The sequence below is a fragment of the Bradyrhizobium sp. INPA03-11B genome, from assembly GCF_040446015.1.
In the GTDB taxonomy this organism is placed as follows: Bacteria; Pseudomonadota; Alphaproteobacteria; order Rhizobiales; family Xanthobacteraceae; genus Bradyrhizobium; species Bradyrhizobium macuxiense_A.
The window spans coordinates 1-26,679 of sequence record NZ_JASGSR010000108.1 but is presented as its reverse complement, the minus strand read 5'-3'; the positions used below and the strand labels follow the sequence as shown (position 1 = coordinate 26,679).

At 64.7% G+C, this 26,679-nt stretch carries 24 protein-coding genes; 17 read left to right on the top strand and 7 right to left on the bottom strand.

Annotated elements, in window-relative coordinates; all coding sequences use genetic code 11:
- The first annotated feature begins 348 nt into the window (after nucleotides 1-348).
- Nucleotides 349-1,782, top strand: coding sequence for an aldehyde dehydrogenase family protein (locus QMZ05_RS31885; RefSeq protein ID WP_076862559.1), 1,434 nt, complete (start codon nucleotides 349-351; stop codon nucleotides 1,780-1,782).
- Nucleotides 1,783-1,976: 194 nt separating this feature from the next.
- On the opposite strand, the gene QMZ05_RS31880 is transcribed toward QMZ05_RS31885, so the two are convergent.
- Nucleotides 1,977-2,939, bottom strand: a complete 963-nt coding sequence (locus tag QMZ05_RS31880; protein ID WP_353704359.1) for an SMP-30/gluconolactonase/LRE family protein — start codon at nucleotides 2,937-2,939, stop codon at nucleotides 1,977-1,979.
- A 125-nt stretch (nucleotides 2,940-3,064) separates the two neighbouring features.
- Here QMZ05_RS31880 and QMZ05_RS31875 point away from each other — a divergent pair, with 125 nt between their 5' ends.
- Complete coding sequence (locus QMZ05_RS31875) at nucleotides 3,065-3,886, top strand: NAD(P)-dependent oxidoreductase (RefSeq protein ID WP_353704358.1); 822 nt, start codon at nucleotides 3,065-3,067, stop codon at nucleotides 3,884-3,886.
- On the opposite strand, the gene QMZ05_RS31870 is transcribed toward QMZ05_RS31875, so the two are convergent.
- Entirely contained in the window at nucleotides 3,887-4,456 is a 570-nt protein-coding gene (locus QMZ05_RS31870) for an invasion associated locus B family protein (protein WP_353704357.1), read from the bottom strand. It lies immediately after the preceding gene.
- A gap of 34 nt (nucleotides 4,457-4,490) precedes the next feature.
- Complete coding sequence (locus tag QMZ05_RS31865) at nucleotides 4,491-5,183, bottom strand: GntR family transcriptional regulator (protein WP_353704356.1); 693 nt, start codon at nucleotides 5,181-5,183, stop codon at nucleotides 4,491-4,493.
- Nucleotides 5,184-5,355: 172 nt separating this feature from the next.
- Between QMZ05_RS31865 and QMZ05_RS31860 the strand changes: the two genes are divergently transcribed.
- The 4 genes from QMZ05_RS31860 to QMZ05_RS31845 all read left to right on the top strand — a co-directional run bounded on the left by QMZ05_RS31860 (nucleotide 5,356) and on the right by QMZ05_RS31845 (nucleotide 10,301).
- Entirely contained in the window at nucleotides 5,356-7,059 is a 1,704-nt protein-coding gene (locus QMZ05_RS31860) for an IlvD/Edd family dehydratase (RefSeq protein WP_353704355.1), read from the top strand.
- Between the two features lie 186 nt (nucleotides 7,060-7,245).
- Entirely contained in the window at nucleotides 7,246-8,214 is a 969-nt protein-coding gene (locus QMZ05_RS31855) for a TRAP transporter substrate-binding protein (protein ID WP_353704360.1), read from the top strand.
- 165 nt (nucleotides 8,215-8,379) lie between these two features.
- Nucleotides 8,380-8,964, top strand: coding sequence for a TRAP transporter small permease (locus tag QMZ05_RS31850; RefSeq protein WP_353704354.1), 585 nt, complete (start codon nucleotides 8,380-8,382; stop codon nucleotides 8,962-8,964).
- The gene (locus tag QMZ05_RS31845; protein WP_353704353.1) at nucleotides 8,961-10,301 is read left to right on the top strand and encodes a TRAP transporter large permease; all 1,341 of its coding nucleotides are present in this window, start codon (nucleotides 8,961-8,963) and stop codon (nucleotides 10,299-10,301) included. The genes QMZ05_RS31850 and QMZ05_RS31845 overlap by 4 nt, the downstream gene beginning before the upstream one ends.
- A gap of 188 nt (nucleotides 10,302-10,489) precedes the next feature.
- On the opposite strand, the gene QMZ05_RS31840 is transcribed toward QMZ05_RS31845, so the two are convergent.
- Complete coding sequence (locus tag QMZ05_RS31840) at nucleotides 10,490-11,281, bottom strand: enoyl-CoA hydratase/isomerase family protein (RefSeq protein WP_353704352.1); 792 nt, start codon at nucleotides 11,279-11,281, stop codon at nucleotides 10,490-10,492.
- A gap of 261 nt (nucleotides 11,282-11,542) precedes the next feature.
- Here QMZ05_RS31840 and QMZ05_RS31835 point away from each other — a divergent pair, with 261 nt between their 5' ends.
- Complete coding sequence (locus QMZ05_RS31835) at nucleotides 11,543-12,760, top strand: FAD-dependent oxidoreductase (RefSeq protein WP_353704351.1); 1,218 nt, start codon at nucleotides 11,543-11,545, stop codon at nucleotides 12,758-12,760.
- A gap of 118 nt (nucleotides 12,761-12,878) precedes the next feature.
- Here QMZ05_RS31835 and QMZ05_RS31830 read toward each other — a convergent pair whose 3' ends face one another.
- Nucleotides 12,879-13,814, bottom strand: coding sequence for a ribokinase (locus QMZ05_RS31830; protein ID WP_353704350.1), 936 nt, complete (start codon nucleotides 13,812-13,814; stop codon nucleotides 12,879-12,881).
- 21 nt (nucleotides 13,815-13,835) lie between these two features.
- Nucleotides 13,836-14,729: a sugar kinase gene (locus tag QMZ05_RS31825; protein ID WP_353704349.1), complete on the bottom strand. Its 894-nt coding sequence runs from the start codon at nucleotides 14,727-14,729 to the stop codon at nucleotides 13,836-13,838.
- Nucleotides 14,730-14,951: 222 nt separating this feature from the next.
- Here QMZ05_RS31825 and QMZ05_RS31820 point away from each other — a divergent pair, with 222 nt between their 5' ends.
- The 10 genes from QMZ05_RS31820 (at nucleotide 14,952) to QMZ05_RS31775 (ending at nucleotide 25,849) form a co-directional block, all read left to right on the top strand.
- Nucleotides 14,952-15,812 (top strand): VOC family protein, encoded by an 861-nt coding sequence (locus tag QMZ05_RS31820; RefSeq protein ID WP_353704348.1) that lies wholly within the window; start codon nucleotides 14,952-14,954, stop codon nucleotides 15,810-15,812.
- Between the two features lie 361 nt (nucleotides 15,813-16,173).
- Nucleotides 16,174-16,830: a TetR/AcrR family transcriptional regulator gene (locus QMZ05_RS31815; RefSeq protein WP_050424812.1), complete on the top strand. Its 657-nt coding sequence runs from the start codon at nucleotides 16,174-16,176 to the stop codon at nucleotides 16,828-16,830.
- A 253-nt stretch (nucleotides 16,831-17,083) separates the two neighbouring features.
- Nucleotides 17,084-17,893 carry an ABC transporter permease gene (locus QMZ05_RS31810; protein WP_353704347.1) on the top strand — a complete coding sequence of 270 codons (810 nt, stop codon included), beginning with the start codon at nucleotides 17,084-17,086 and terminating at the stop codon, nucleotides 17,891-17,893.
- Between the two features lie 58 nt (nucleotides 17,894-17,951).
- The gene (locus tag QMZ05_RS31805) at nucleotides 17,952-18,950 is read left to right on the top strand and encodes an ABC transporter substrate-binding protein (protein ID WP_279705148.1); all 999 of its coding nucleotides are present in this window, start codon (nucleotides 17,952-17,954) and stop codon (nucleotides 18,948-18,950) included.
- A 151-nt stretch (nucleotides 18,951-19,101) separates the two neighbouring features.
- Nucleotides 19,102-19,950 carry an ABC transporter ATP-binding protein gene (locus QMZ05_RS31800; protein WP_353704346.1) on the top strand — a complete coding sequence of 283 codons (849 nt, stop codon included), beginning with the start codon at nucleotides 19,102-19,104 and terminating at the stop codon, nucleotides 19,948-19,950.
- 14 nt (nucleotides 19,951-19,964) lie between these two features.
- Nucleotides 19,965-21,371: a hypothetical protein gene (locus QMZ05_RS31795; protein WP_353704345.1), complete on the top strand. Its 1,407-nt coding sequence runs from the start codon at nucleotides 19,965-19,967 to the stop codon at nucleotides 21,369-21,371.
- On the top strand, nucleotides 21,368-22,519 hold the full coding sequence (locus QMZ05_RS31790; RefSeq protein ID WP_353704344.1) for a Gfo/Idh/MocA family oxidoreductase: 1,152 nt from the start codon (nucleotides 21,368-21,370) through the stop codon (nucleotides 22,517-22,519). Before QMZ05_RS31795 ends, QMZ05_RS31790 begins: the two co-directional genes overlap by 4 nt.
- Nucleotides 22,520-22,532: 13 nt before the next feature.
- The gene (locus tag QMZ05_RS31785) at nucleotides 22,533-23,726 is read left to right on the top strand and encodes a dihydrodipicolinate synthase family protein (RefSeq protein ID WP_353704343.1); all 1,194 of its coding nucleotides are present in this window, start codon (nucleotides 22,533-22,535) and stop codon (nucleotides 23,724-23,726) included.
- Nucleotides 23,726-24,589: a sugar phosphate isomerase/epimerase family protein gene (locus QMZ05_RS31780; RefSeq protein WP_353704342.1), complete on the top strand. Its 864-nt coding sequence runs from the start codon at nucleotides 23,726-23,728 to the stop codon at nucleotides 24,587-24,589. The genes QMZ05_RS31785 and QMZ05_RS31780 overlap by 1 nt, the downstream gene beginning before the upstream one ends.
- A gap of 114 nt (nucleotides 24,590-24,703) precedes the next feature.
- Complete coding sequence (locus QMZ05_RS31775) at nucleotides 24,704-25,849, top strand: alpha-hydroxy acid oxidase (protein ID WP_353704341.1); 1,146 nt, start codon at nucleotides 24,704-24,706, stop codon at nucleotides 25,847-25,849.
- 25 nt (nucleotides 25,850-25,874) lie between these two features.
- Here QMZ05_RS31775 and QMZ05_RS31770 read toward each other — a convergent pair whose 3' ends face one another.
- The gene (locus tag QMZ05_RS31770; RefSeq protein WP_353704340.1) at nucleotides 25,875-26,567 is read right to left on the bottom strand and encodes a potassium channel family protein; all 693 of its coding nucleotides are present in this window, start codon (nucleotides 26,565-26,567) and stop codon (nucleotides 25,875-25,877) included.
- Between the last annotated feature and the right edge of the window lie 112 nt (nucleotides 26,568-26,679).

Genomic DNA, 26,679 nt, shown 5'->3' with positions numbered 1-26,679 from the left:
CGTGTCCCATCGTCCCCCCGAATCAATCTCAGCCGCCAAAATCCACCATCAGAGCGTGGTTTTTGCACGGCCTGGAAGGCCGGGACCCATAACCACAGAATGGTGTTTTGATCGCGACTCGTCGTCCCAGCCTTCCGCAACACCAGCATCGGTGGCAATGGGCCCCGGCCTTCGCCGGGACGACACTTCCTGGCCTTGCCAGCGACGCGCAAGCGACCTTATATCCCGTTCGCGTGCACGAGCCGCGCCCCGCATATGGCGGGTTCAATTCGCCCTGCTTTCGTGCAAGGATGCCTGCCGAACGCTTTCCGTTCCCCTTATCCATACGCCCCCTACAAGAGGTTTCCGATGGTCAATCGTATGCAATTCTACATCGATGGCGCCTGGGTCGATCCCGTCGTCAAAGGCAAGTCCACCCCCGTCGTCAATCCGGCGACCGAAGAAGCGATGTACGAGATTGCGCTCGGCTCGAAAGCCGATGTCGACAAGGCAGTCGCCGCCGCCAAGCGCGCGTTCGAGACCTATTCCAAGACCAGCCGCGAAGAGCGCATCGCGCTGCTCACCAAGGTCGTCGAGGTCTATAAGGGCCGCATGAAGGAGATCGGCGCCGCCGTCTCCGACGAGATGGGCGCGCCGCTGCCGATGGCGGAGAAGCTGCAGGCCGGCGCCGGCCTCGGCCACCTCATGAACACCCTCGAAGTGCTCAAGAAGTACGAGTTCGAGGAGACCATGGGCACCGCCGTGATCGTGCGCGAGCCGGTCGGCGTCGTCGGCATGATCACGCCCTGGAACTGGCCGCTCAACCAGATCGCTTGCAAGGTCGCGCCCGCGCTCGCCGCCGGCTGCACCATGATCCTGAAGCCGTCGGAGTTCACCCCGACCTCGGCGCTGATCTTCGCGGAAATCCTCCATGAAGCCGGCGTGCCGAAGGGCGTGTTCAACCTGCTCAACGGCCTCGGCCCGGAGGTGGGTGCCGCGATGAGCGAGCATCCGGACATCGACATGATCTCGTTCACCGGTTCGACCCGCGCCGGCGTCGACGTCGCCAAGCGTGCGGCGCCGACCGTCAAGCGCGTCAGCCAGGAGCTCGGCGGCAAGTCGCCGAACGTGATCCTCGAGGGTGCCGACCTCGCCAAGGCGGTGACCGGCGGCGTGATGCACATGTTCAACAACTCGGGCCAGTCCTGCAACGCGCCTTCGCGCATGATCGTGCCGCTCTCCAAGATGAAGGAAGTGGCCGCGATCGCGAAGGGCGTCGCCGACAAGACCAAGGCCGGCGATCCGCGTGCCGACGGCACCACGATCGGCCCGGTGGTCAATCGCGGTCAGTGGGACAAGATCCAGGCGCTGATCCAGAAGGGCATCGACGAGGGCGCAACGCTGGTCGCCGGTGGTCCGGGCCTGCCCGAGGGCGTCAACAAGGGCTTCTATGTCCGTCCGACCATCTTCGCCGACGTCACCAACGACATGACGATCGCCCGCGAGGAAATCTTCGGGCCGGTGCTGACCATCCTCGGCGCCAAGGACGAGGCTGAGGCGGTGAAGATCGCCAACGACACGCCGTATGGTCTCGCCGGTTACGTCTCGGCCGACACCGTGGAAACCGCGCGCCGCGTCGGCCGCCAGATCCGCGCCGGCAACGTCAACCTGCAGGGCGTGCCGAACGAGCGTTCCGCACCGTTCGGCGGCTACAAGCAGTCCGGCAACGGCCGCGAGTGGGGCCGCTACGGTCTGGAAGAATATCTCGAGGCCAAGGCGGTCGCCGGCTACAACGCCGCGTAAGCTAAGCCACGAGACACGACATTCTGGCGCCGGGGCGGATCACCGCTCCGGCGTCAGACGTTTTGGGATGCATGTTCATCGTCGTCCCGGCGCAGGCCGGGACGCCGGATATTGGTTCAGCAAGCTGGGGCCGCATTCTTCGCAAAACGAAGGCCTGTGGTAATGGGTCCCGGCCTGCGCCGGGACGACGAAAACTAACCCCCGAGCGCGCCTTGGGTGTTGACGTAGAGCGCATAGATCGACTGGCTCGCGGCCATGAACAGGCGGTTGCGCTTGACGCCGCCGAAGCAGAGATTGGCGCAGCGCTCCGGCAGCGCGATGCGGCCGATCATGACGCCGTCGGGCGCGAACACGACGACGCCGTCGAGCTCGGGATCGCCCATGCCCCAGCCGCACCACAGATTGCCCTCGATGTCGCAGCGCATGCCGTCCGGCGTGCCGCGGCCGGCATCGATGAACACGCGCTTGTTGGAGATCGTCTTGCCGTCGGCGGACACGTCATAGGCCAGGATCTTGCGGTTCGGCTCGCCGCGGGATTCCACGACATAGAGGATCTTCTCGTCCGGTGAAAAGCACAGCCCGTTCGGGCCGAGCACGCCCTCGGCGACGATGGTGGCTTTGCCGGTTTCGGGATCGAGCCGGTAGACGTTGGGCGCGATCTCGGGATCGGCCTTGTAGCCCTCGTAATTGCCGAGCAGGCCGAAGATCGGATCGGTGAACCAGATCGCGCCGTCGGACTTCACCACGACGTCGTTCGGCGAGTTGAGCCGCTTGCCGCCGAAGCTATCGATCAGCACCGTAATCGATCCGTCATACTCGGTGCGCACGACGCGGCGGCCGCCATGCTCGCAGGTGATCAGCCGGCCCTGGCGATCGCGGGTGTTGCCGTTGGCGAAGTTCGACGGCTTGCGGAAGATGCTGACCGCGCCTGTCTCTTCCTCCCATTTGAGGATGCGCTGGTTCGGGATGTCGCTGCACAACAAATAGCGGCCGTCGCCGAACCACACCGGACCTTCGGCCCAGCGCAGGCCGGTCGCGATGCGTTCAACGGCGGAGAGTTTTAGCCAGTATTTCTCGAAGCGCGGATCGAGCGCGTGGATCGCGGGATCGGGATAGTAGGTCGCGGGACGCCAGCCGGCGGAATGAACATCGGACATTTGCTGTTCTCGTTGTTGTGTTTCGATGGTGTTTCCTTGAGCGTCTGGTTTGCTATCATTGTCGGCCTGCGGCCGCAATTCGCTCCAAGGATTGCGCTGAGCAATCAGGAAAGACGAGGGACGGCATGGCACGCATATTGATGACCGGCGCATCGGGGGGAATCGGCACGAGCCTGCGCAAGCTGCTGCCGCCGATCTATCCGGATCTCTTGCTGAGCGATATCAAGCAGCCCTCCGATCTCGGCAGCGACGAGAAATTCAAGGCGGCCGATCTCGCCGACCTCGCACAGGTCGAGGCGGTCTGCGAGGGCGTCGACGGCATCCTGCATTTTGGCGGCTATTCGGTCGAAGGCTCGTGGGACGCGATCCTGCAGGCCAACATCATCGGCGGCTACAATCTGTTCGAGGCGGCGCGCAAGAAGGGCGTCAAGCGCGTGATCTTCGCCTCATCCAACCACGCCGTCGGCTTTTACCCGCGCCATCACCGCATCGGCACCGACGTCACCGCGCGGCCGGACAGTCGTTATGGGGTGAGCAAGGTGTTCGGCGAAGGCTTAGGTGCGCTCTATGCCGACAAGCACGGCATCAAGGTCACCTGCATCCGGATCGGCAATTTCGGCGAGGCGCCGCTCGACCACCGCAGGCTCTCGATCTGGCTCAAGCCGGAAGATCTGGTGCAACTCTGCCGCATCGGGCTCGAACATCCCGCCATTCATTTCGAGGTGCTGTACGGAGCGTCCTACAATGAGCGCTCCTGGTGGGACAATCACCGCGCCTACGATCTCGGCTATCGCCCGACCGGCCGTGGCGAAGATTTTCGTGAGCACGCGATGGCCGAGCAGGCCAAGCTGCCGGCGGATCCCGTCGGCGACTACTACCAGGGCGGCACGTTCTGCAGCATGGAGTTCGACGGCGACCGGACGAGGGTGATCGACTGGAAGAAGTGATCAGTCGTCGCACTGCGGCAGCTGCTTCACGGCCTCGGTGTGCTCGCGCTGCGGCTCATTCGAGCTCTGTCCGGATGCCTTGGGTGCGCTTCCGGGTCCGTCATAGGTCTGGGAAAAGTGCGCGAGCGGGAAGCTGAGGCTGATCTTCTGCCCGGTCAGGTTCTTGGCTTCCACCGCGATCGTTTGCGCGTGCTTCAGCCGCTGGATCAACTCGCCATTGGCCTCCAGCGTGCCGCCGCAGCCGAGCGTATAGCAGTGCGTCCTGGCGATCTGCATCGGCTCGTCCTGATCGATCCGCAGGCTGATCGTGCCTTCCAGCATGGTCCGCGTTCCGACATTGGCGGTGAGTAGCGCGCGGGTGCTGCTCTGCGGCGAGATGCTGATGGTGCCGCCCGACGGCGCGCACTTGCCGCGCGCGGCGGCGGCGACGAAGCAGCTCGCCTCGGTCAGGCAGGTCTTGGCCCAGGGCTCGTAGGTGAGTTCTGTCGCGCGCGGATCGGCCGCTTCAGCAATTCCGCCAAGCGCGAGCTGCGCTGCGAACGATCCGATCAACAAAGCCACGTAGCGCATCGCCGTCTCCTTCACGAGGGGGCCACGTATCGCGCTATTGCGGCTTTTTGTCGTTGGAGATGCGGACGAGATAATCCGCCTTGCTGTATTGCATGTGATCGACGCAGAGCTGCGCCAGCGCCCAGCTGTCGCGACCGTTCAGCAGTTCGATCATCAATTCGTGCTGGCGGCGCGACAATGCGAGGCCCTCGCTGTCGGCGAGGTTCTTGGCGCGCATCGGCAGCGTCAGGTTCATGTAGTCCTGCAACGAGCGGACCAGATAGGGATTGCCGCAGGCAGAGAACAGCGCGAGGTGGAACGCATCGTTGGTCTCGTGGATGCCGCGCATGTCCTGCGCGTCGGCCTTGATACAGTAATGCCGCTGCAGCTCGCTCAGCTCGTCGATCAGGCTCATCTGCGCGGGCAGCGCGATCATCAGCGCGGCCTGCCGCGTCAGCATCTCGCGCACCTCATAGATCTGCCGCACTTCCTCGGCCGAATAGAACCGCACCGTGGCGCCGACATTCTTCTCCCGCAGCACGATGCCCTGGCGCTCGAGCTGGAACAGCGCCTGGCGGACGAAATGCCGGCTCGCGCCGTAGCGCTGCATCAGGGTATCCTCGACCAGCCGCAGGCCGGGCGCGAAGCGCCCGAAGATGATGTCCTCCTCCAGCCGGCGGATCACTTCCGCCTGCTCCTCCTCGCGGGAAGGGGCCTGGAGTTCGGGCAAAGTGGGCTCGGCTTTCATGCGCTCTCGGCTTCGGGGCGATGCCGGAGGTCAGCACGGCGCCATGGTTATTGTCAATAATAGGGGTGATTTTGCCGCAGGTCAGCCACGCTCCACCTCCGGATTATCTCATATTGACAATAATTCCCGCCGCTCCTTAAGTGCGACCGAACAACCACGGGGCGAGCAGAAAATGGCCGACGGACTTCGCAAGGGACTGACAAGCTATGGCGACGCCGGCTTCTCGCTGTTCCTGCGCAAGGCGTTCATCAAGGCGATGGGCTATTCGGACGATGCGCTCAATCGCCCGATCGTCGGCATCACCAACACCTACAGCGACTACAACCCCTGCCACGGCAACGTTCCGCAGATCATCGAGGCGGTGAAGCGCGGCGTGATGCTGTCGGGCGCGATGCCCTTCGTCTTCCCGACCATCTCGATCGCCGAGAGCTTCGCGCATCCGACCTCGATGTATCTGCGCAACCTGATGGCGATGGACACCGAGGAGATGATCCGCGCCCAGCCGATGGATGCGGTGATCGTGATCGGGGGCTGCGACAAGACCCTGCCGGCACAGATCATGGCCGCGATCAGCGCCGATCTGCCGACCGTCGTGATTCCGGTCGGCCCGATGGTGGTCGGCCATCACAAAGGCGAGGTGCTCGGCGCCTGCACCGACTGCCGCCGACTGTGGGGCAAGTATCGCGCCGGCGAGATCGACGACAACGAGATCGAGGCGGTGAATGGGCGCCTTGCGCCTTCCGTGGGCACTTGCATGGTGATGGGCACCGCGTCCACCATGGCTTGCATCACCGAGGCGCTCGGCCTGTCGCTGCCGATGAGCGCGACGATCCCGGCGCCGCATGCCGAACGCTTCCGCTCCGCCGAGGCAAGCGGCCGCGTCGCCGCGGAGATGGCGAAGACCAAGGGACCGAAGCCGAGCGAGATCCTGACGCCGTCCTCGTTTCGCAATGCCCAGGTCGTGATGCAGGCGATCGGCGGCTCGACCAACGGGCTGATCCATCTGACCGCAATCGCCAACCGCTCGCCGCACAAGATCGACCTCGAGGCGTTCGACAAGCTTGGCCGCGAAGTACCCGTGCTGGTCGATCTCAAGCCATCGGGCGAGCACTATATGGAGCATTTCCACCATGCCGGCGGCGTGCCGAAGCTGATGGCGCAGCTCGGCGACCTCATCGACTTGGACGCCAGGACCATCACCGGCCAGACCTTGCGCGAGGTCGTAGCCAACGCAGAGGACGTACCGGGCCAGGATGCGATCCGCTCCAAGGCGAATCCGATCAAGTCCGAAGGCGCGATGGCGATCCTGCACGGCAATCTCGCGCCGCGCGGTGCGGTGATCAAGCAGTCGGCGGCGAGCGAGAGGCTGCTGCAGCATACCGGCCGCGCCGTGGTGTTCGAGTCGGTCGAGGACATGACGCTGCGGGTCGACGATCCCGCGCTCGACGTGACTGCCGACGACGTGCTGGTGCTGCGCAATGCCGGCCCGAAGGGCGCGCCGGGCATGCCCGAGGCGGGCTACCTGCCGATCCCGAAGAAGCTCGCGCGCGCCGGGGTCAAGGACATGGTCCGCATCTCCGACGCGCGGATGAGCGGCACTGCGTTCGGCACCATCGTGCTGCACATCACGCCGGAGTCCGCCGTCGGCGGCCCGCTCGGGCTGGTGCGGAACGGCGACATGATCCGGCTCGATGTCGCCAAGCGCAGCATCGATCTGCTGGTCGACGAGGCTGAGCTCGAGAAGCGGCGCGCCGCGCTCGCTCCGGCCGGCACGCCGGATTGGGCCAGGCGCGGCTATGCGCATCTCTTCAATGAGACCATCCTGCAAGCCGACGAGGGCTGCGATTTCGACTTCATGCGCGCCAAGGGGAAGTAGCGCGCAAAGTTCGGCGCGCTGGCCAAATTGTCGATAATTTCTGCGATGCGGCGCTCGTTCGTGCCTACGACGAGCTGATTACCTCTGTTTTATTGACAATCCCGCGGGACTGGTGGGATGATCGCGTCAATCAAAAACAGGGGGAACGTCGCGATGGGCACTTCAGCCAAGATCGTCGGGATCGCCATGGCCGCAGTAGCGCTGCTGCTGCCTGCGCGCGCCGGCGCGCAGGAGGTCAAGCACTTCCGTTTCGCCTACGACCAGCCGCGCAACACCGGCTATTCGGTCGCCGGCGATCTGTTCGCCGAGAAGCTCAAGGAATTGAGCAAGGGGACGATGATCGTCGATCAATATCCCGGTGCACAGCTCGGCCAGGAGCCGCAGCTGCTGCAGCTTGTGAAATCAGGCGATATCGAGTTCGCGATCATCTCCTCAGCCAACACCGCGACGATCTCGCCGCAGGCCGGCGTGATGTCGTTGCACTTCCTGTTCCGCAACGACGCCCATGTGATCAGGGCGCTGGCGGATCCAAAGGTGTTCGACGCCATCAAGACCATGATCGACGACACCGCCCAGGGCCTGCATGTGATCGGCACCGGCTCGCAGGGCGTGCGCCACGTCTACAGCAAGAAGGAAATCCACAACGTCGGCGACCTCAAGGGCGTCAAGGTCCGGGTGCAGGCGACCGCGACCGAGGACACCATGTTCCCGGCCTATGGCGCGCAGACGGTGCACATGCCGTTCGGCAGCGTCTACACCTCGCTGCAGACCGGCGTGGTCGACGCCGCCGAGAACAGTATCAACGTCTATCTCGTCAACAAGCATTACGAGGTCGCGCCAGTGCTCTCGATCACCGAGCACGAGGCCAACAATGCGCTGCTGTTCGTTTCCGACAAGCTGTGGCAGAGCCTCTCCGCCGAGCAGAAGCAGTGGGTGCAAGCCGCCGCCAACGAGGTCAGTGCCAAGGAGCCGCAGAAGGCCTTCGAGCTGGAGCGGAACGCGCTGACCAAGCTGAAATCGTTCGGCGTCAAGGTGGTCGAGGATGTCGACAAGAAGAGCTTCACCGCGGTCGCCGATCCCTATCTGGACAAGCTCGCCAAGGAGCTCGGCCCGCATGCCGAGAAGATCAAGAACCTGATCCGCGCGATCAACTAGCCCACTTCATGCGTCGTCCCGGCCGAGTGCGCGCTTGCGCACGGAGCCGGGACCCATACGCCGCGGCCTGTCAGTTGAGCGATTAAGTCGCCGACTTTCTGCAAGCAACTCGAGCCGGGGGTTATGGGTCCCGGCTTTCGCCGGGACGACGAGGAATTTCGAGCCATGGCCATTGCCGACAGACTGGTGCTGCAACGGCAGCGGCATCTGAAATGGCGGGCGCTCGACCGGCTCGAGCTGATCCTGATGATGCTGTGCGGCGTGCTGTGCTTCGGCTTCTCGCTCTCGGTCACCGCCGACATCGTCACCCGCACCATCGGTCATCCCTGGCTGTGGCTGCAGGAGGTGACCTCGACGCTGTTCATCTACGCGATCTTCATCGGTGCCGCGGTCGCGACACGGCGCAATGATCATCTCTATCTCACTGCGCTCTCGGAGGCGATGCACGGCCGGTCGCGGACATTCGTCGAGATCGTCATCCGTCTGGTGGTGCTGGGTGTCGCCTTCTGCCTGGTCTGGTACGGCTACCAAAACTACCTGCGCGGCTTCGGCAGCTTCCGCCTGCCGTCGGGCACGCCGATCGCGTCGCTCTATGCCGTGATCCCGCTGTCGGGAATCCTGATCGGCCTGTTCACGACAGAGCAGCTCGTCAACGGCATCCGCAACGGCTTCGATCATCCGGAGCCGCCGGACGACGATCTTGCGATACCAGCCGTCAGCACCGGCGCGACCACGGGAGTGCAACCGTGAGCGCACCGGTCGTGCTTGTGCTGATGTCGTTCTGCTTCCTGTTCTTCGGCTATCTCGGCGTGCCCGTGCCGTTCTCGCTGATGGCCGGCGTGTTCGTCGGCGCGGCGCTGTCCGACGTGTCGCTGGCGGCGATCATCCAGAAGATCTTCGACGGCGTCGATTCCGAGGCGCTGCTTGCGATCCCGTTCTTCCTCCTGGTCGGCGAGCTCATGAGCTCCGCGAATGTCGTGGTCCGCATCGCCAACCTGTCGGTGTCGCTGGTCGGGCATATCAGGGGCGGGCTGTCGCAGGTCGTTGTCGTGTTCAGCATGTTCTTCTCGGAGATGTCGGGCTCGACCACCGCCGACGTGGCCGTGATGAGCCGGGCGCTCGGCGGGCCGATGCGGCGGGAGGGCTATGAGCCGGCGTTCATCGCGGCGATCATCGCCTCAGCCTCGACCATCGCGGCGCTGGTGCCGCCGAGCATCACGGCGGTGGTTTATGGTGCGGTCGGCAATGTCTCGATCGCCGGCCTGTTCATGGCCGGCGTGGTGCCCGGGCTGATGATCGGCTTCGGGCTGATGATCTATTGCTACTTGTTCGGCCCCTCGGGCCTGCGCAAGCCGCGCGCGCCGCTGCGCCAGGTTGCCTTCGCCGCCGGCGACGCCGCGCTGCCGCTGATGATCCCGGTGATCCTGCTCGGCGGCATCCTGACCGGCTGGTTCACACCGACCGAGGCCGGCGTGGTCGCTGTCGCCTACATCATCATCGTCGTGATCCCGGCGCTGAACCGCGGGCACCTGAAGAAGATCCCGTACGACTTCTGCCTCGCCGGCCTGATTTTCTCGCTGCCGCTGATCACGATCGGCGCCGCGAACGCATTTGGCTGGATGCTGGCCTATCTGCGCGGCGCGATCTACATCGCGGACTGGATCACCTCGATTGCCGGCAATGATCCGCACCTCATCATGCTGCTGATGGTGCTGCTGTTCACCGTGGTCGGCGACTTCATCGAGCCGGTGCCGACCATCATCATCTTCATGCCGCTGGTGAACGCGCTGACCCAGGCCGGCGATATCAACGGCGTGCATATGGGTGTGGTGCTGATTGCGACGCTTGCCTTCGGCCTGATCACGCCGCCCTACGGGCTCGTGCTGCTGATGGCCTCGAAATTCGTCGGCATCAGCTTTGCAAAAGCGCTGCGGGCGGCGCTGCCGATCTATGTCGTGTTCCTGGTCACGATCTGCTTCACGATCTACTTCCCGAAGGTCGTGCTGTGGCTGCCCAAGCAGGTGATCCCGGAATCGGTCGGCTGCTTCAAGGCGCCCGGCGGCACGGGCTATATCTGCCCGAACTAGTTTGACTGGGTCAGAACCCTGGTGAGGAGTACACGCTACTCCATCCACGTCATTGCGAGCCAACGGGTCGCGCGAACGCGCGCCCGATGACAGGCTCCGCGAAGCAATCCATCGCTCGGCACGCGGAGAAATGGATTGCTTCGTCGCTATCGCTCCTCGCAATGACGGTAGCGTGAAACGCCAGACCGCTACTTCGACTTGCTGGTGAACTTCTTCACCGCGACGCGGAAATCGTCGGTGTGCATGGTCGTGATGATCTTGTGCTCCTCGGCGTCGAGCTGCTGCTTGGTTGGCGTCGTGGCCGCCTGATAGACAAGTGATTTGGTTGCGGCGATCGCGGCGGGCGGATTCTTTGCCAGGCGTTCGGCGAGCTGCCGGGTGGCCGCTTTTAGCTCGGTCGCGGGGACGGTCTTGACCACCAGTCCCCATTCATAGGCCTGCTGCGCGGTGAAGCCATCCTCGGCAAGGAAAATCTGCAACGCGCGGCGGGTCCCGACCGTGCCGACGATGCCGACCGTGCTGCCGCCATCCGGCGACACGCCGATCTTGGCATAAGCGGGCGTGAAGCGGGCATCGTCCGCGGCGATGCACAGGTCGGTCACGAAGGCGAGCCCCATGCCGGCGCCGGCCGCCGAACCGTGCACGCTGGACAACACCATCTTCGGCATCCGCCGCACGGTCTCGATGAAGGCGTGGTAGTGACGAAGCATCTCGCTGACCACGGGGGTGACATTGTTGGCCTCGGCGGCGGCGCCGATGATCTGCAGATCGCCGCCGGCGCAGAAGGCGCGGCCTTCGCCCTCGATGACCAGCACGCGGACGTCGTTGTTGGCTTCGACCTCGGCGCTGAGCTGCTCCAGCTTTTTGGCGATCGTCAGGTCGATCGCGTTGAATGCGGCCGGGCGGTTCAGCGTGATGGTCGCGATGGCGCCGTCGATGCGGAGCAGTGCGGGGTCGTTGGCGGAGGCGGGATCGGGCATCTCTAGGGACCTTGGGCTTGTTGGTTCCGGACATTTAAGGCCTTGGCGGAGGCCATGGCAATGCGGCCCGGCGTCCAGAGGCAGCGTTCGGGCGCCCAGATTTGCCCGAGACCCCCTTGCATCGGCGCGAGCCATGAGGCCAAATGGCCGTCAGCCTTCGGTACGCAGACACGAGCGCTGTGGGGACGGGGCAAGCAAGCTAACATCGACAAGAGGAAACGGCATGGGTCGCTCCTGCTCGCGCGTATTTGGGTTGTTCCGATGACAGGCTCGGTCATCATCGTTGGTGCCGGACATGCCGGCTTCCAGCTCGCGGCGTCGCTGCGCCAGGCGGGCTTCGCCGAGCGCATCACCCTGCTCAATGACGAAGGTCATCTGCCGTATCAGCGGCCGCCATTGTCGAAGGCCTATCTAAAGGGGACCGGCGGGCCCGAGTCCCTGATGTTCCGGCCCGACAAATTCTACCACGACAACAAGATCGAACTGATCACCGATCGTGCCCATGCGGTCGACCGCAATGCGCGGAGAGTGGCGCTCGCCTCCGGCACCTCGCTCGACTACGGCCATCTGGTGCTCGCGACCGGCGCGCGGAACCGGCTGCTCGATATTCCCAACGCCAAGCTCGACGGGGTCCGTTACCTGCGCATCCTCGATGAGAGCCAGGCGCTGCGCGATTTGATCGCACCCGGCATGCGCGTCGTCGTGATCGGCGCAGGCTTCATCGGGCTCGAATTCGCGGCCACCGCGCGGGCCAAGGGTCTTGAGGTCGACGTGGTCGAGCTCGCCTCCCGCGTGATGGCGCGCGCGGTGACCGCGGAGATTTCCGAGTTCTCGCAGTCGCGCCACGGCGCGGCCGGCATCCGGATCCATCTCGGCGTGCAGGTCACCGCGATCGAGGCCGATGGTGCGAAGGTCACCGGTGTCAGCCTGAGCAACGGCACGCATATCCCGGCCGATCTCGTCGTCGTCGGCGTCGGCGTGCTGCCGAACGTCGAACTCGCTGCCGAGGCTGGCCTGCCGGTCGCATCGGGCATCATCGTCGACGAACATCTTCTGACCGCCGATCCCCATGTCTCCGCGATCGGCGATTGCGCGCTCTACACCAGCAAGCGCTTCGGCGGATCGCTGCGGCTGGAGTCGGTGCAGAATGCGACCGACCATGCGCGCTGCGTGGCGTCGCGGCTGACCGGCAAGACCGAGGTCTATGACGGCCTGCCGTGGTTCTGGAGCGACCAAGGCCCCGACAAGCTGCAGATGGCCGGTCTCACCACCGGCTACGACCGCGTCGTGGTGCGCGGCGACCGCGCGCAGGGCGCGTTCTCGGCGTTCTGTTATCGCGGCGACAGACTGCTCGGCATCGAGTCGGTCAATCGCGCCGGCGACCACATGTTCGGCCGCCGGCTGCTCGGCGCCGGCGGCTCGATCACGCCGGAGCAAGCAGCGGATGCGAGCTTCGACCTCAAAAGCGCGCTGGCCTAACCACTCGTCGTCCCGGCCTAGTGCGCAATTGCGCACGGGAGCCGGGACCCATACTCCGCGGCCTGATTTGTTTACGGGGATGGTCGTTCCAGCGTTGCGCAATAATTGACAGCCGTGGTTATGGGTCCCGGCTTTCGCCGGGACGACTCGTGGAAAGAATCGCGGCCACCTCCTGCGCCGTCGGCATCGACGGCGCAGCGCCCATCCGCTGCACGCAGATCGAGGCGGCAATGTTGGCGTAGGCCAGCGCGTCGCCGAGCGGCTTGCCGGTGGCAAGCTGTGAGGCGAGGGCGCCGACGAAGCAATCGCCGGCGCCTGTGGTGTCGACGGCCTTGACCTCGCGTCCGGGCACGAGCAGCGGCTGGCCCGCGACCAGCGCCAGCACGCCGCGTTTGCCGAGCGTGACGCAGACGGTCTTGCCTTGCCCCAATGTTCGCGCCGCCTCGGCAAAGCGGGACGGGGCGTCGCTGTCGCGCAGCTCCGTTCCCGTGAGGAAGCTGAGCTCGGTCTCGTTGAGGATCAGGACATCGACGAGATCGAGCAGCGCCTTGTCGGCCGGTTTCGCCGGCGCCGGGTTGAGGATCGTGGTGGCGCCGGCGGCGCGGGCGCGGCGGAAGAATGCGACGATCGTCGGCAGCGGGATCTCGAACTGGCTGACCGCGACGTCGTCTTTCGCGAGCACGGGTGCTGCGACATCATCGGCATCGACCAGCCCGTTGGCGCCCGGCACGACGACGATCGTATTGTCGGCATTGGCAAGCGTGATGATCGCCGTGCCTGAATGCGTGCCACCGGTATCCTTGACGAAGCCGAGATCGACGCCCTGCGCGGCGAGAAAGGTTCTCAGCTCCTTGCCGAACGCGTCGGTGCCGAGCCGGCCGACCAGCGTGGTCGGCACGCCCTGCTTGGCGGATGCCACCGCTTGGTTGGCGCCCTTGCCGCCGGGAAAATACAGCACGGCCTCGCCGGCCACGGTCTCGCCGACCTTCGGATGGCGCTCGGCAGTCGCCACCACGTCCATATTGATGCTGCCGGCGACGAAGACGCGCCCCATGCCCAACCCCATTCAGCCCTGTCAAACCGCGGCGCCGAACTCCTGCTTCACCGCGGCGATATCGTCGAGCGTCGGCAGGCCGGCCTCGTTACCGAGCTTCTGGATCTTGTAGGTCGACGCCGCGCGCGCGAACTCGAAATGCTCATGCCAGGCTTTGCCGGGATTGGCGAGATAGGAATAGATGTAGGCGCCGTGGAAGACGTCGCCGGCGCCGTTGGTGTCGATCACGCGCTTGCGCGGAATCGGAAACGCCGGCAGCGTCTGCACCGCGCCCGTCTCGTCATACCAGAGCAGGCCGCGCTCGCCCATGGTGACGCCGCCGACCTTGCAGCCGCGGCTCTTGAGATAGTCGAGCATCTGCTCCGGCGTCTTGTCCATCTGTTCGCACAGTCGTTCGGCGACGATCGCAACGTCGATGAAGGCAAGCAGATCGTGGGTGTTGGTGCGCAGGCCACCGCCGTCGAGCGAGGTCATGATGCCGTCCTCACGGCAGAGCTTCGCATAATGGATCGCGGCGTCCGGCTGGTGGCCGTCGATGTGCAGTGCACGGCAGCCCTTGATGTTCAGCAGCGGAAAGGGATGGATGTGGTGGTCGTCGCGGCAGCGGACGATGGCGCGCTTGCCATCGTTGGGCATGATGAAGGACAGCGAGGAGGAGTTGACCTTGCGGGGATGGAACGAGATGCCGTACCGGTCGGCCATGTCCCAGAACATCCGCCCCAGCCAGTCATTGGCCATGGTGGCGATCAGGTCCGGCTCGACGCCGAGCTTGGCGCAGCAGAATGCCGCGGTCACCGCGTTGCCGCCGAAGGAGACGGCATAGGCGTCCGCGACGTGTTTCTCGTCGCCGACAGGCATGTGATCTGTGATGAAGGTGACGTCGATATAGGTCTGTCCAATAAAAAGAGCCTGCATTCGCTTCCCGTCGTCGCTTGGTGTGGTCCCGGCCACGGACTAGACTAGCACCGCTGATCTGCCGATTTCGCTCAAATTATTCGCAACCCTGCTTGGTTTGCAGGTAGAGATGATGGATGCGGGGGCCGTTCTGGCATTCGGCATAACGGCGGCCCGCGGCCTGTGGTTCCGGGTTGCGTCAAGGGAGAACACAATGACGGCAGATTCGCGGAGGCCGCACCCATGATTACCGGCCTCGATCATGTCGTCGTCCTGACCGGCGACATCACCGCCGCCAGCGCTGCCTATCAGACGCTGTTCGCGCGGGCACCGGCCTGGCGCAATAGCGGCGACGGCGCGGACCGCGTGCTGTTCACGCTCGACAACACGACGCTGGAATTGATGGCGCCGCGCGGCGATGACGATGCCGCGCAGCGCGTCCGCAGCGCGCTCGTCACGCAAGGCGAGGGGCTCGCGAGCCTCTGCTTCCGCACCAGCGATATCGCCAGGACGCACCGCAGGCTCGACCGGTTGACGCTGAAGCCCGAGCCGGTCGCCGAGGTCGAGAGCCGCGACGCGGCGAGCGGCGCCACGCTGGCGTGGAAGCGCACGCGTGCAGCAACCGACGCGACGCGCGGTGTGCGCATGTTCTTCCTCGAGCGGGAGCAGGAGCGGCCCCTGTCGGTGCGCACCACGCCGGCCTCGATCACCGCGATAGATCATGTGGTGGTCTCCACCGCCGACCCGGAACGCGCCGCGGCGCTCTACGGCGCGCGGCTCGGGCTCGACATGGCGCTCGACCGGTCGCATCCGGAGTGGGGCCGCCTGATGTTCTTCCGTTGCGGCGATCTCGTCGTCGAGGTCACCCACCGGCCGGCCAAGGGGAACGACAAGGCGGAGACCGACGCGCCGGACCGGCTGCGCGGGATCTGCTGGCGCGTCGCTGATGCCGATGCCACGCATGCGCGGCTGCTTGCCGACGGCGTCGACGTCTCGGAGATTCGCACCGGCCGCAAGCCCGGTACACGCGTGATGACGGTGCGCAACGGCACCTGCGGGGTGCCGACACTTCTGGTGCAGCCCTCACAGGGAAAGCCAGACTAGGCCGCGCTTCATCCGCGCGTCGTCACCGCAGCGTGCACGGCGGGCAACACGTGCCAACATTCTCTCGTCATTCCGGGGCGCGCCCCTTGGCGCGAGCCCGGAATCTATTCATCCAAGATACATGCGGTCCGATGGATTCCGGGCTCTCGCGGAGCCTGTCATCGGGTGCGCGTTCGCGCGACCCGGTGGCGAGCCCCGGAATGACGAAAGGGCACTGTGAGAAATATTCCCGCGCCGCTATCACGACAACATTCGTTCTCAAACGGCGCGCGTCATGTTACATTGATCTATTCAGCATCACCGGGCGATCGAATTGGCGAAGGCAAAGCGGATACAGAGATGGCAGCGCGACCCCCAGGGGATGCGGCTGCGGATTCTCGAGGCGGCCAAGCAGGAATTCGCCGCCCATGGCCTCGCCGGCGCGCGGGTCGACCGCATCGCCGCCAATGCCGGCGCCAACAAGCGCATGCTGTACTACCATGTCGGCAACAAGGAGGATCTCTATCTCGAGGTGCTGGAAGGCGCCTATGAGAAGATTCGCGCTGAGGAACGCACGCTCGATCTCGAGCATCTCGATCCGCCCGATGCGATCGGGCGCCTGATCGACTTCACGTGGAACTATTTTCTGCGCAATCCCGAGTTCCTGGCGCTGCTGAACACGGAAAACCTCGCCAAGGCAAAGCATCTGAAGCGCTCGACCAAGGTCAAGTCGATGCACTCGCCCTTCGTCGAGATGATCCGCACCGTGGTGACGCGCGGGGTCGAGAGCGGCGACTTCCGTGTCACGGTCGATCCGGTACAACTCTATATCTCGATCGCGGGGCTCGCGTTCTTCTATCTCTCCAACAGCGCCACCTTGAGCGTGATCTTCGGCCGCGACCTGCTCAAGAAAGACGCCCGCGACGAGCGCCTCGAGCACATGACCGCGCTGGTGCTGGCGGCGCTGACCGGCAAATCCACGGCCGAAGTCGGCAGCGCGATGCCGCTGCTGCGTACCAGCGAGCATCGGGTGGTGTGAGGGCTCGCGGCGTTTTCGTCGTTCTTTCGTAGCCCGGATGGAGCGAAGCGTAATCCTGGACAGTTGCATCCGCGGTTGGTCCGTCCCCGGATTTCGCTGCGCTTCATCCGGGCTAAGCAGCATTCATCGATAGAATTCTCGTCTGACGAAAGTTGCGCATTTCAGCGCGATTTTGCCGCGTGCGAGGGGCTAGACAGTATTTATCCAACGGGTTAATTTCTTGCCGAACTGAGAAACTGCAAGGGAGCGCGACGTGGCGGAGGCGAAGAGCCCTTCGGGCCTATCGAAGGTGCTGAATGCGGCGTGGGTCCGCCCGTTCCTGTTCCTGGTGGTCATCGTGGTGGCGTGGGACCTCTCGATCCGCCTGTTCCACATCCCGGCCTATCAGATCCCGTCGCCCGGCGACGTCGTCGCGGTGCTGTGGAGCGACTGGCCGGAGCTGCTGCGGCAGTCCTGGCCGACCACGTACGCGACGATCTGCGGCTTCGTGCTCTCGGCGTTGTTCGGCATTCCCGTCGCGATGCTGATCGCGGGCTCGAAGACGGTCGAGAGCTACGTCTATCCGCTGCTGGTGTTCTCCCAGTCCGTGCCGAAGATCGCGATCGCGCCGCTGTTCGTGGTGTGGTTCGGCTTCGGCATCATCCCCAAGGTGATCTCCGCGTTCCTGCTCGGCTTCTTCCCGGTCGTCGTCTCGGCGGTGCAGGGCTTCAAGTCGGTCGACCCCGACATGGTCGATCTGGCGCGCGCGATGCAGGGCAGCCGCTTCAAGGTGTTCTGCGCGGTCAACCTGCCGCACGCGATGCCCGCGATCTTCTCCGGCCTGAAGGTGTCGGTGACGCTCGCCGTGGTCGGCGCCGTCGTCGGCGAGTTCGTCGGCTCCAATTCCGGCATCGGCTATGTGATGCAGCGCTCGATTGGCACCTTCGACCTGCCGACGATGTTCGCCGCGCTGGTGATCCTGGCGCTGCTCGGCGTCATCCTGTTCTGGATCGTCGACCGCATCGAGCGGCTGGTGATCCCCTGGCACGTCAGCCAGCGCGACGACATCAGCTTCGCCTCCTAGCGCAGCAACCGAACAAGCGGCCCACACAACGGCCGCGGACAATAAAGGGAGAATAACCATGAAGCGTTTGATTGCGGTCGCCGGCGCCGCACTGGCCTGGACCGCGCTCGCGGTGGCCCCGGCATCCGCGGCCGACAAGGTGGTGCTGATGCTGAACTGGTACGTCTATGGCGAGCACGCGCCGTTCTATTACGGCAAGGCCAAGGGCATCTATGCCGCCGAAGGCATCGACCTCGAGATCCAGGAAGGCCGCGGCTCGGCTGCGACCACGCAGGCGGTCGCGGCTAAGACCGCGGACTTCGGCTATGTCGACGTGCCGACGATGATGCGTGCCGCGGTGAAGGGCGCGCCCGTGATCGCCACCGGCGTGCTGCTGCAGACCAGCCCGATGTCGGCGATGAGCCTTGCCGACAAGAACATCAGGAAGCCGGAGGACATCAAGGGCAAGACCGTCGCGATCACCCCTGCGGATTCGATGACGCAGATCTGGCCGCTGTTCCTGAAGAAGACCGGCCTGAAGGAAAGCGATTTCCAGACCGTTGCCGGCGATGGCCAGACCAAGCTGAACGCCGTCATCAACGGCCAGGCCGATCTGCTGCTCGGCTATGTCATGGACCAGTCGATGAAGATCAAGGACGCCACCGGCAAGGACGTCTATCCGATCAAGTTCGCCGACTACGGCATCAACATGGTGTCGTCGGGCATCATCGCGAACTCCGACTACGTGAAGGCTAACGCCGACCTGGTCCGCCGCTTCATGTCGGCGACGACCAAGGCGGTGGAGGCTGCGGAGAAGGACCCCAAGGCCGCCGCGCAGTCGATCCTCGATGCCAATCCGAAAGGCGGCAAGATCGACACGCTGACGCAGGGTTTCGAGCTGACAATCCCGCTCTATCGCACGCCGGAGACCAAGACCAAGCGGCCGTTCCAGGTCACCGACCAGAACATGACCGAGTCGGTCAATCTGATGGTCGAGTATGGCGGCCTCGACGCCAAGGCCAAGGCTAATCCGAAGGCGTTCTACACCAACGACTATCTCCCGAAGGGCAATTCGTGAGCCACTTATATCAGCTGTCGTCCCTGCGAAAGCAGGGACCCATAAGCACCGGCGTCAATTGTTGCGGAAGGTCTCTCCCCATGTGCCCGAACGAGAAGCCGCGGCGTATGGGTCCCTGCTTTCGCAGGGACGACGGGTGGAGAAAGCTGCGATGAACCCCGCGGCCAAACCAACCCATGCCGAGCAGCCCGCCGCGCACCTGCGCCTGGTGTCGGACCGCGCGGCCGGCGCTACGCCGGGCATCAAACTATCAGGCGTGTCGAAGACCTACCGCTCGCGCGACGGTGATGTGCCGTCGCTGCGGCCGCTCGACTTCACCATCAATGATGGCGAATTCTTTGTCGTGGTCGGGCCGTCCGGCTGCGGCAAGTCCACGCTGCTCAAGATGATCTCGGGCCTGCTGCCGCCGACGACCGGCGAGGTGCTGGTCGACGGCGAGGTGGTGACCAGGCCGCACGGCAATGTCGGCATCGTGTTCCAGAACGCGCTGCTGCTGCCCTGGCGCAACATCCTCTCCAACGTGATGCTGCCGATCGACATGAAGCGGCTCGCCCGCGACAAATATCTCGCCCGCGCCAAGGCGCTGCTGAAGCTGGTCGGGCTCGAGGGTTTCGAGAAGAAGCTGCCCTGGCAATTGTCCGGCGGCATGCAGCAGCGCGCCTCGATCTGCCGCGCGCTGGTGCACGATCCCAAGATCATGCTGATGGACGAGCCGTTCGGCGCGCTCGACGCCATGACGCGGGAGCGGATGAATGTCGAGCTGATGCGGATCCAGCGCGAGACCGGCAAGACCGTCCTGCTGATCACGCACTCGATCCCGGAAGCCGTGTTCCTTGCCGACCGCGTCCTTGTGATGACCGAGCGTCCCGGCGCGATCGCTGCCATCTACGACGTGCCGATGCCGCGGCCGCGCTCGCTCGAGACGATGTCCGATCCGGTCTTCACCGAGCTGGTGCAGCGGATCCGCAAGCATTTCTTCACGCAGGGGTCGCTGGACTAACACCCGAGCCTACGATGACACTTCGCCTCAAAGTCAACGATATCGCCTTCTTCGAACGGCCGCTGGTGTTCGCACGGCCGTTCCGCTTTGGTGCGGTGACGATCACCGCGTCGACGCAGCTGTTCGTGCGGGTCGAGATCGAGGTGGAGGGCAAGGGCCGGGCGACCGGCGCCAGCGCCGAGATGCTGGCGCCGAAATGGTTCGACAAGCGGCCGCATCTGACCGAAGCGCAGTCGCTCGACGGCCTGCGCCGTTCGCTTGCGATGGCGCGCGAGCTCTATCTGGCGAACCGGGGCTTTGATACCGCATTCGGCCTGCATGCGGGACGTATCGGCCCGCAGGTTGCGGCCTGCGCTGCGGAGGATATTCCGCCGCTCGCCGCAAGCTTTGGCCCGGCCGAGATCGACAAGGCGATCCTGGATGCACTGCTGCGCGTGGCCAGCGCGAATTTCTTCGATGGCATGGCCGGCAATATCGCCGGCATCGACGCGCGGCTGACGCCGGATATCGACGGGGCTGCCATCGTGCAATTCCTTTCGACACGCAAGCAGCTCGATCGTGTCGCCGTCAGGCATACCGTCGGGATGGACGACAAGGTTGAGGGTGAGCGCGGCGTCGCCGACGCGAACGAGAACGCGGGGGCACGCTATTTCAAGCTCAAGCTGAACGGCGATCCCGCGCATGACGCGGCGCGTCTTGCGCGGATCGGCCGAGAGCTCGCCAAGCTGCCTTACGCCATCAAGGTTACGCTCGATGCCAACGAGCAGTATGCCGATCTCGCCGCGCTGAATGAACTGGTCGACCGGCTCGACCACGACGCTGCGCTTGAGCTGATCGCGGCAAACCTGCTGTATATCGAGCAGCCGATGCCACGCGATATCACCAAGGCTTCGCCGCTCGGGAAGCTTGCCGCGCGCAGCTTCATCATCGATGAGGCCGACGATTTGTATGATGCCTTCCCGCAGGCGCGGGCGCTCGGCTACCGCGGCATCTCCTCGAAATCGTGCAAGGGCATCTACAAGTCGATCATCAATGCGACGCGCGCGGCGGCATGGAGCGCGGATGGCGATCGGTACTTCATCAGCGGCGAGGACCTGACTTGCCAGGCCGGGCTCGGCGTGCAGCAGGACCTCGCGCTTGGCGCACTGATCGGCGTCCCTCATGCCGAGCGCAACGGTCATCATTACGTCGACGGCTTTGCCGACACCCCGGCTGACGAGGCCGACGCCTTCCTCACCGCGCATCCCGATCTCTACGCGCGCCATGGCGGCAAGGTCCGCCTCGCGATCCATGACGGCGATCTCCTGACCGGATCGATCGCTGCCGCAGCAGGATTCGCCAGTTCGATCCATCCGGACTGGTCCACCATGCAGCCGCTCAAGCGGCCCACACCACGCGTTTCGCAGGAGCACACAGTATGACGACCAAACGCCTCGGCTTGATCATGAACGGCGTCACCGGCCGGATGGGGCTCAACCAGCATCTGATCCGCTCGATCGTTGCGATCCGCGAGCAGGGCGGTGTGCTGCTCGCGAACGGCGATCGCATCATGCCGGATCCGATCCTGGTCGGCCGTGACGCCGAAAAGGTCGGCGCATTGGCAAAACGCTACAACATCGAGCGCCACACCACCGATCTCGATCGCGCGCTGGCCGACAACGGCGATACCTTGTTCTTCGATGCCGCAACGACGCAGGCGCGGCCCTCGCTGCTGACCAAGGCGATCAATGCCGGCAAGCACGTCTATTGCGAGAAGCCGATTGCGACCAATCTCGAGGAAGCGGTTGCGGTCGTGAAGCTCGCCAATGCCAAGGGGTTGAAGCACGGCACGGTGCAGGACAAGCTGTTCCTGCCCGGCCTGAAGAAGCTCGCCTTCCTGCGCGACTCCGGCTTCTTCGGCCGCATGCTCTCGGTGCGCGGCGAGTTCGGCTACTGGGTGTTCGAGGGCGGCTGGCAGGAGGCGCAGCGGCCGTCGTGGAACTACCGCGCCGAGGATGGCGGCGGCATCATTCTGGACATGGTCTGCCACTGGCGCTACGTGCTCGACAATCTCTTTGGCGAGGTCGAGAGCGTGGTCTGCATCGGCACGACCGATATCCCCGAGCGCTATGACGAGAAGGGCGGGAAGTACCAGGCGACCGCCGACGATTCCGCTTACGCCACGTTCAAGCTGAAGGGTGGCGTGATCGCGCATATCAACATGAGCTGGGTGACGCGGGTCTACCGCGACGACCTCGTCACCTTCCAGGTCGACGGCACCCATGGCTCCGCGGTGGCGGGCCTGACCGACTGCGTGATCCAGGCGCGGCAGGCGACGCCGCGGCCGGTGTGGAATCCGGACGAGAAGCGCATGCACGATTTCTATGCCGACTGGCAGAAGCTGCCGGAGAACGTCGTCTACGATAACGGCTTCAAGGAGCAGTGGGAGATGTTCATCCGCCATGTCTGTGAGGATGCGCCCTACAAATACACCCTGCTCGAAGGCGCCAAGGGCGTGCAGCTCGCCGAATGCGCGCTGCAGAGCTGGAAGGAGCGGCGTTGGGTCGACGTCGCTCCGATCGTGGTCTGAGAGAGGACTTGTCATGAACAAGCCAGTCCCGCCGACGTCGTCGCTGTCCTTGAGGTTGCCGACCGCCGATGGTGGCCTTGTGACCTATCGTCTGGCGGCGTCGCGGACCTTTCCAGCGAAGCTCGAGGGCGCGCTCAATCGCGTGGCGTTCTCGGCCGCCCATGTGGTCGCCGATCCCCGCGCCGACGTCGACCCGTGGCTAACGGCCGCGCTCGATTGGGACAAGACGATCGCATTCCGCGAGCATGTCTGGGATCTCGGCCTCGGAGTCGCCGAGGCGATGGACACCGCGCAGCGCGGCATGGGGCTGGACTGGGCGACCTCGCTCGAATTGATCCAGCGCTCGGTGAAGGCAGCGAAGGCGAGGGGCAACGCGCTGGTGTTCTCGGGCGCAGGCACCGATCATCTCGCTGTGGAGGATGCCAAGTCGATCGACGACGTGATCCGTGCCTATGAGGAGCAGATCGCGGCCGTGGAGAAGGCAGGCGGGCGCATCATCCTGATGGCCTCGCGCGCGCTGGCAAAGCTCGGCAGGAATGCGGAGGACTACGCCAGGGTTTACGACCGTGTGCTGTCGCAGGTCCGCGAGCCCGTGATCATCCACTGGCTCGGCGACATGTTCGATCCGGCGCTATCAGGCTACTGGGGCACGGCCGACCTCGACAGAGCGATGGATACGGCGGTTGCGGTCATCAACGCCAATGCGGCCAAGGTCGACGGTGTCAAGGTCTCGCTGCTCGACAAGCAGCGCGAGATCGACATGCGGCGGCGGCTCGATCCGCGCGTGAAAATGTATACCGGCGACGACTTCAACTATGCCGAACTGATCGCCGGCGACGACAAGGGCTTCTCCCACGCGTTGCTCGGCATCTTCGATGCGATCGCGCCGGCGGCGTCCTACGCGCTGTCGCGGCTCACGGCAGGCGATGCGGCCGGCTTCCACGACGTGCTCGGGCCGACGGTGCCGTTGTCGCGCCATATCTTCAAGGCGCCGACCCGCTTCTACAAGACCGGCATCGTGTTCATGGCGTATCTCAACGGGCATCAGGATCATTTCACGATGGTCGGCGGGCAGGAGAGCGCACGCTCGACCCTGCATCTCGCCGAACTGTTCCGGCTCGCCGATCAGGCGGGGCTGCTTGCCAATCCAGAGCTTGCGACACGACGGATGCAAGCCATCCTGACAACACGCGGTATCGACACCTGATGCGCGACTTTTCCAACGATCACCGCTGGCTCTCGCTGAACACGGCGACCGTCCGCAAGCAGGGCGATCTCCTCGCCATCATCGACGCCTGCGCGCGCCACGGCATCCGTGCCATCGATCCCTGGCGCGACCAGGTCGCTGCCGTCGGCGTCGACCGTGCCGTGCGCGCGGTCAAGGATGCCGGGCTCGATCTCTCGGGCTATTGCCGCGGCGGCATGTTCACCGCCGACAGCGCGCATCGCAGCGAGGCCCGCGACGACAACCGCCGCGCGGTCGACGAGGCCGCCGCGCTCGGTGCCTCCTGCATCGTGCTGGTCGTCGGTGGCCTGCCGCAATATTCGCGGCCGGGCAGCGCGGCCTCGAAGGACATCGTGACGGCGCGCAACCAAGTGCATGACGGCATCGCCGAGATGCTGGACTATGCCAAGCAGGCAAAACTGCCGCTCGCGATCGAGCCGCTGCATCCGGCCTATGCCGCCGACCGCGCCTGCGTGAACACGACAAAGCAGGCGCTCGACATCTGCGACGCGCTCGATCCCGGCCGCAGCGGCGCGATCGGCGTCGCGCTCGACGTCTATCACATCTGGTGGGACCCGGAGCTGACGGGCCAGATCGCGCGCGCCGGCAAGGATCGCCTGCTCGCATTCCACGTCTGCGACTGGCTGGTGCCGACCAAGGACATTCTCAACGACCGCGGCATGATGGGCGACGGCGTCATCGACATCAAATCGGTGCGCGCGATGGTCGAGGCGCAGGGCTTTGCCGGCTATTCGGAGATCGAGATATTCTCGAATGACTGGTGGAGCCGTCCGCTGGACGAGGTGCTGCGGACCTGCATCGAGCGACACCGGACGGTGGTTTGACCCGCCAACCTCGTTCGGTGGACAAGGCGAGGCGTGCCCGTTATTCCGGAGGCTGTGGGTTTGAACGGCAGTGGGGGCCGTTGAACGCTGCGGTCCGGACCTTCGGAGCACGACATGCGCTTGAGCGATTGCCACAATTTCCATGACTTCCGCGAACTGGCGCGGCGGCGGCTTCCGGGGCCGATCTTCGACTATATCGACGGCGGGGCGGACGACGAGGCGACGCTTCGGCAGAACACCGCGAGCTTTGAGCGTTGCGATCTGGTGCCGAATATCTTGCGCGGCGTCGAGAACGTCGATCTTTCGGTCACCGTGATGGGGCAGAAGCTGGCGACGCCGTTCTATTGTTCGCCGACCGCGCTGCAGCGTCTGTTTCATCATCAGGGTGAACGGGCCGTCGCCGCCGCCGCGGCGAAATACGGCACGATGTTCGGCGTGTCCTCGCTCGGCACCGTGAGCCTCGAGGAATTGCGCAAGGCCTACGCGACGCCGCAGGTCTATCAGTTCTATTTCCACCGGGACCGAGGCCTGAACACGGCGATGATGCAGCGCGCCAAGCAGGCCGGTGTCGACGTGATGATGTTGACGGTCGACAGTATCACCGGCGGCAACCGCGAGCGCGACCTGCGGACGGGGTTCTCGATTCCGTTCAGGCTGACGCTCGGTGGCATGCTGCAATTTGCCATCAAGCCGGCATGGGCCATCAACTACGTCACGCATGAGAGCTTCAAGCTGCCGCAACTCGACGAGCATGTCGACATGAGCGGCGGCGCCATGTCGATCGGGCGTTATTTCACCGAGATGCTCGATCCGGCCATGACATGGGACGACGTCGCGCAGATGGTCCGGCAGTGGAACGGCCAATTCTGCCTGAAGGGCGTCATGTCGGTTGCTGATGCCAAGCGCGCGGTCGAGATCGGCTGCACCGGCATCATTCTGTCCAATCACGGCGGCCGGCAGCTCGACGGCTCCCGGGCGGCGTTCGATCAGCTGGCCGAGATCGTCGATGCCGTGGGCGACCGGATCGATGTGATGATGGACGGCGGCATCAAGCGCGGCACCCATGTGCTGAAGGCGCTGTCGCTCGGGGCCAAGGCCGTCGGTCTCGGGCGCTTCTATCTCTATCCGCTGGCGGCGGCCGGCCAGGGCGGAGTCGAGCGGGCGCTTGGTCTGCTGCAGACCGAGCTGGTGCGCGACATGCGGCTGATGGGGTATTCCTCGATCAGCCAGCTTTCTCGCGCAAACCTGCGGTTCAGATAGCCGCCCGACCAATCTCGCATCGCGCTCACGAATCCTGGTCGCTGTGCGTGATCTCGAGCGTCACGAGCCGCGCCAGCAGCGTTGCGGGATAGAGCTGGCCGAAGATCGCCTCGAGATTGCACAGGCTGCGCGCGATCGGATGCAGCGGGGCGACGTCGCCATAGCCGGTGGTCGTCAGCGTCATGAAGCTGAAATAGATCATCTGGTTCGCCAGCGCTGGACTGTCCTCCATCTTCATCCCGGAAAAGGCGTTCGGCAGCAGCGTGCCGATGAAGGTGTAGAGTGCCGAGAAGATCACGGCAACGGATAGATAGAGCAGGACGGCGCCGATCACGCGGTGATAGGTGACACGGCCCGGCGCAAACGTCGCCCGAGCCACCGTCACGGCCAGGGTGATGCCGACGATCAGCCACGAGCCGGCGAACAGATTGAGGTCGATGATCGAGGGCGAACGCAGCCTCAGGACTCCGCCCGTGACGATCATGGCAAGCGCAACCAGCATCGCGACGACCGCGATTGCGCTCCCCGACATCAGGAACACGCCGCCGACCAGGAACAGCGCGAGCAGCAGTTCGAAGATCTGGAATTCGAACAGGCCGAGGGCCTGGAGCGGCGCTATCACGAACATCATGATCATGATCAGGGCCGTGAGCACGGTCAGCAGGGAATCGCCCCAGCGCTCGCGCAGCTCACCGATACTCGTCCAACTGCGTTTCATTCCTGCCCCGTCATTCGACACGGCATCAGGATGCCGGTGCCGAACATTGCTGTGCGGCGGCCGCAAAGGCAAGACGGGGGGACCGGCGTCGCGCGCGCCGGGCGCTGAAGAT

What these genes read in the sequence shown, in the direction of transcription:
- QMZ05_RS31885 (WP_076862559.1), top strand. Translation starts at nt 349, where the DNA reads ATGGTCAATCGTATGCAATTCTACATCGATGGCGCCTGGGTCGATCCC.
- QMZ05_RS31880 (WP_353704359.1), bottom strand. Translation starts at nt 2,939, where the DNA reads ATGTCCGATGTTCATTCCGCCGGCTGGCGTCCCGCGACCTACTATCCC.
- QMZ05_RS31875 (WP_353704358.1), top strand. Translation starts at nt 3,065, where the DNA reads ATGGCACGCATATTGATGACCGGCGCATCGGGGGGAATCGGCACGAGC.
- QMZ05_RS31870 (WP_353704357.1), bottom strand. Translation starts at nt 4,456, where the DNA reads ATGCGCTACGTGGCTTTGTTGATCGGATCGTTCGCAGCGCAGCTCGCG.
- QMZ05_RS31865 (WP_353704356.1), bottom strand. Translation starts at nt 5,183, where the DNA reads ATGAAAGCCGAGCCCACTTTGCCCGAACTCCAGGCCCCTTCCCGCGAG.
- QMZ05_RS31860 (WP_353704355.1), top strand. Translation starts at nt 5,356, where the DNA reads ATGGCCGACGGACTTCGCAAGGGACTGACAAGCTATGGCGACGCCGGC.
- QMZ05_RS31855 (WP_353704360.1), top strand. Translation starts at nt 7,246, where the DNA reads ATGGCCGCAGTAGCGCTGCTGCTGCCTGCGCGCGCCGGCGCGCAGGAG.
- QMZ05_RS31850 (WP_353704354.1), top strand. Translation starts at nt 8,380, where the DNA reads ATGGCCATTGCCGACAGACTGGTGCTGCAACGGCAGCGGCATCTGAAA.
- QMZ05_RS31840 (WP_353704352.1), bottom strand. Translation starts at nt 11,281, where the DNA reads ATGCCCGATCCCGCCTCCGCCAACGACCCCGCACTGCTCCGCATCGAC.
- QMZ05_RS31835 (WP_353704351.1), top strand. Translation starts at nt 11,543, where the DNA reads ATGACAGGCTCGGTCATCATCGTTGGTGCCGGACATGCCGGCTTCCAG.
- QMZ05_RS31830 (WP_353704350.1), bottom strand. Translation starts at nt 13,814, where the DNA reads ATGGGGCGCGTCTTCGTCGCCGGCAGCATCAATATGGACGTGGTGGCG.
- QMZ05_RS31825 (WP_353704349.1), bottom strand. Translation starts at nt 14,729, where the DNA reads ATGCAGGCTCTTTTTATTGGACAGACCTATATCGACGTCACCTTCATC.
- QMZ05_RS31820 (WP_353704348.1), top strand. Translation starts at nt 14,952, where the DNA reads ATGATTACCGGCCTCGATCATGTCGTCGTCCTGACCGGCGACATCACC.
- QMZ05_RS31815 (WP_050424812.1), top strand. Translation starts at nt 16,174, where the DNA reads ATGCGGCTGCGGATTCTCGAGGCGGCCAAGCAGGAATTCGCCGCCCAT.
- QMZ05_RS31805 (WP_279705148.1), top strand. Translation starts at nt 17,952, where the DNA reads ATGAAGCGTTTGATTGCGGTCGCCGGCGCCGCACTGGCCTGGACCGCG.
- QMZ05_RS31800 (WP_353704346.1), top strand. Translation starts at nt 19,102, where the DNA reads ATGAACCCCGCGGCCAAACCAACCCATGCCGAGCAGCCCGCCGCGCAC.
- QMZ05_RS31795 (WP_353704345.1), top strand. Translation starts at nt 19,965, where the DNA reads ATGACACTTCGCCTCAAAGTCAACGATATCGCCTTCTTCGAACGGCCG.
- QMZ05_RS31790 (WP_353704344.1), top strand. Translation starts at nt 21,368, where the DNA reads ATGACGACCAAACGCCTCGGCTTGATCATGAACGGCGTCACCGGCCGG.
- QMZ05_RS31785 (WP_353704343.1), top strand. Translation starts at nt 22,533, where the DNA reads ATGAACAAGCCAGTCCCGCCGACGTCGTCGCTGTCCTTGAGGTTGCCG.
- QMZ05_RS31780 (WP_353704342.1), top strand. Translation starts at nt 23,726, where the DNA reads ATGCGCGACTTTTCCAACGATCACCGCTGGCTCTCGCTGAACACGGCG.
- QMZ05_RS31775 (WP_353704341.1), top strand. Translation starts at nt 24,704, where the DNA reads ATGCGCTTGAGCGATTGCCACAATTTCCATGACTTCCGCGAACTGGCG.
- QMZ05_RS31770 (WP_353704340.1), bottom strand. Translation starts at nt 26,567, where the DNA reads ATGAAACGCAGTTGGACGAGTATCGGTGAGCTGCGCGAGCGCTGGGGC.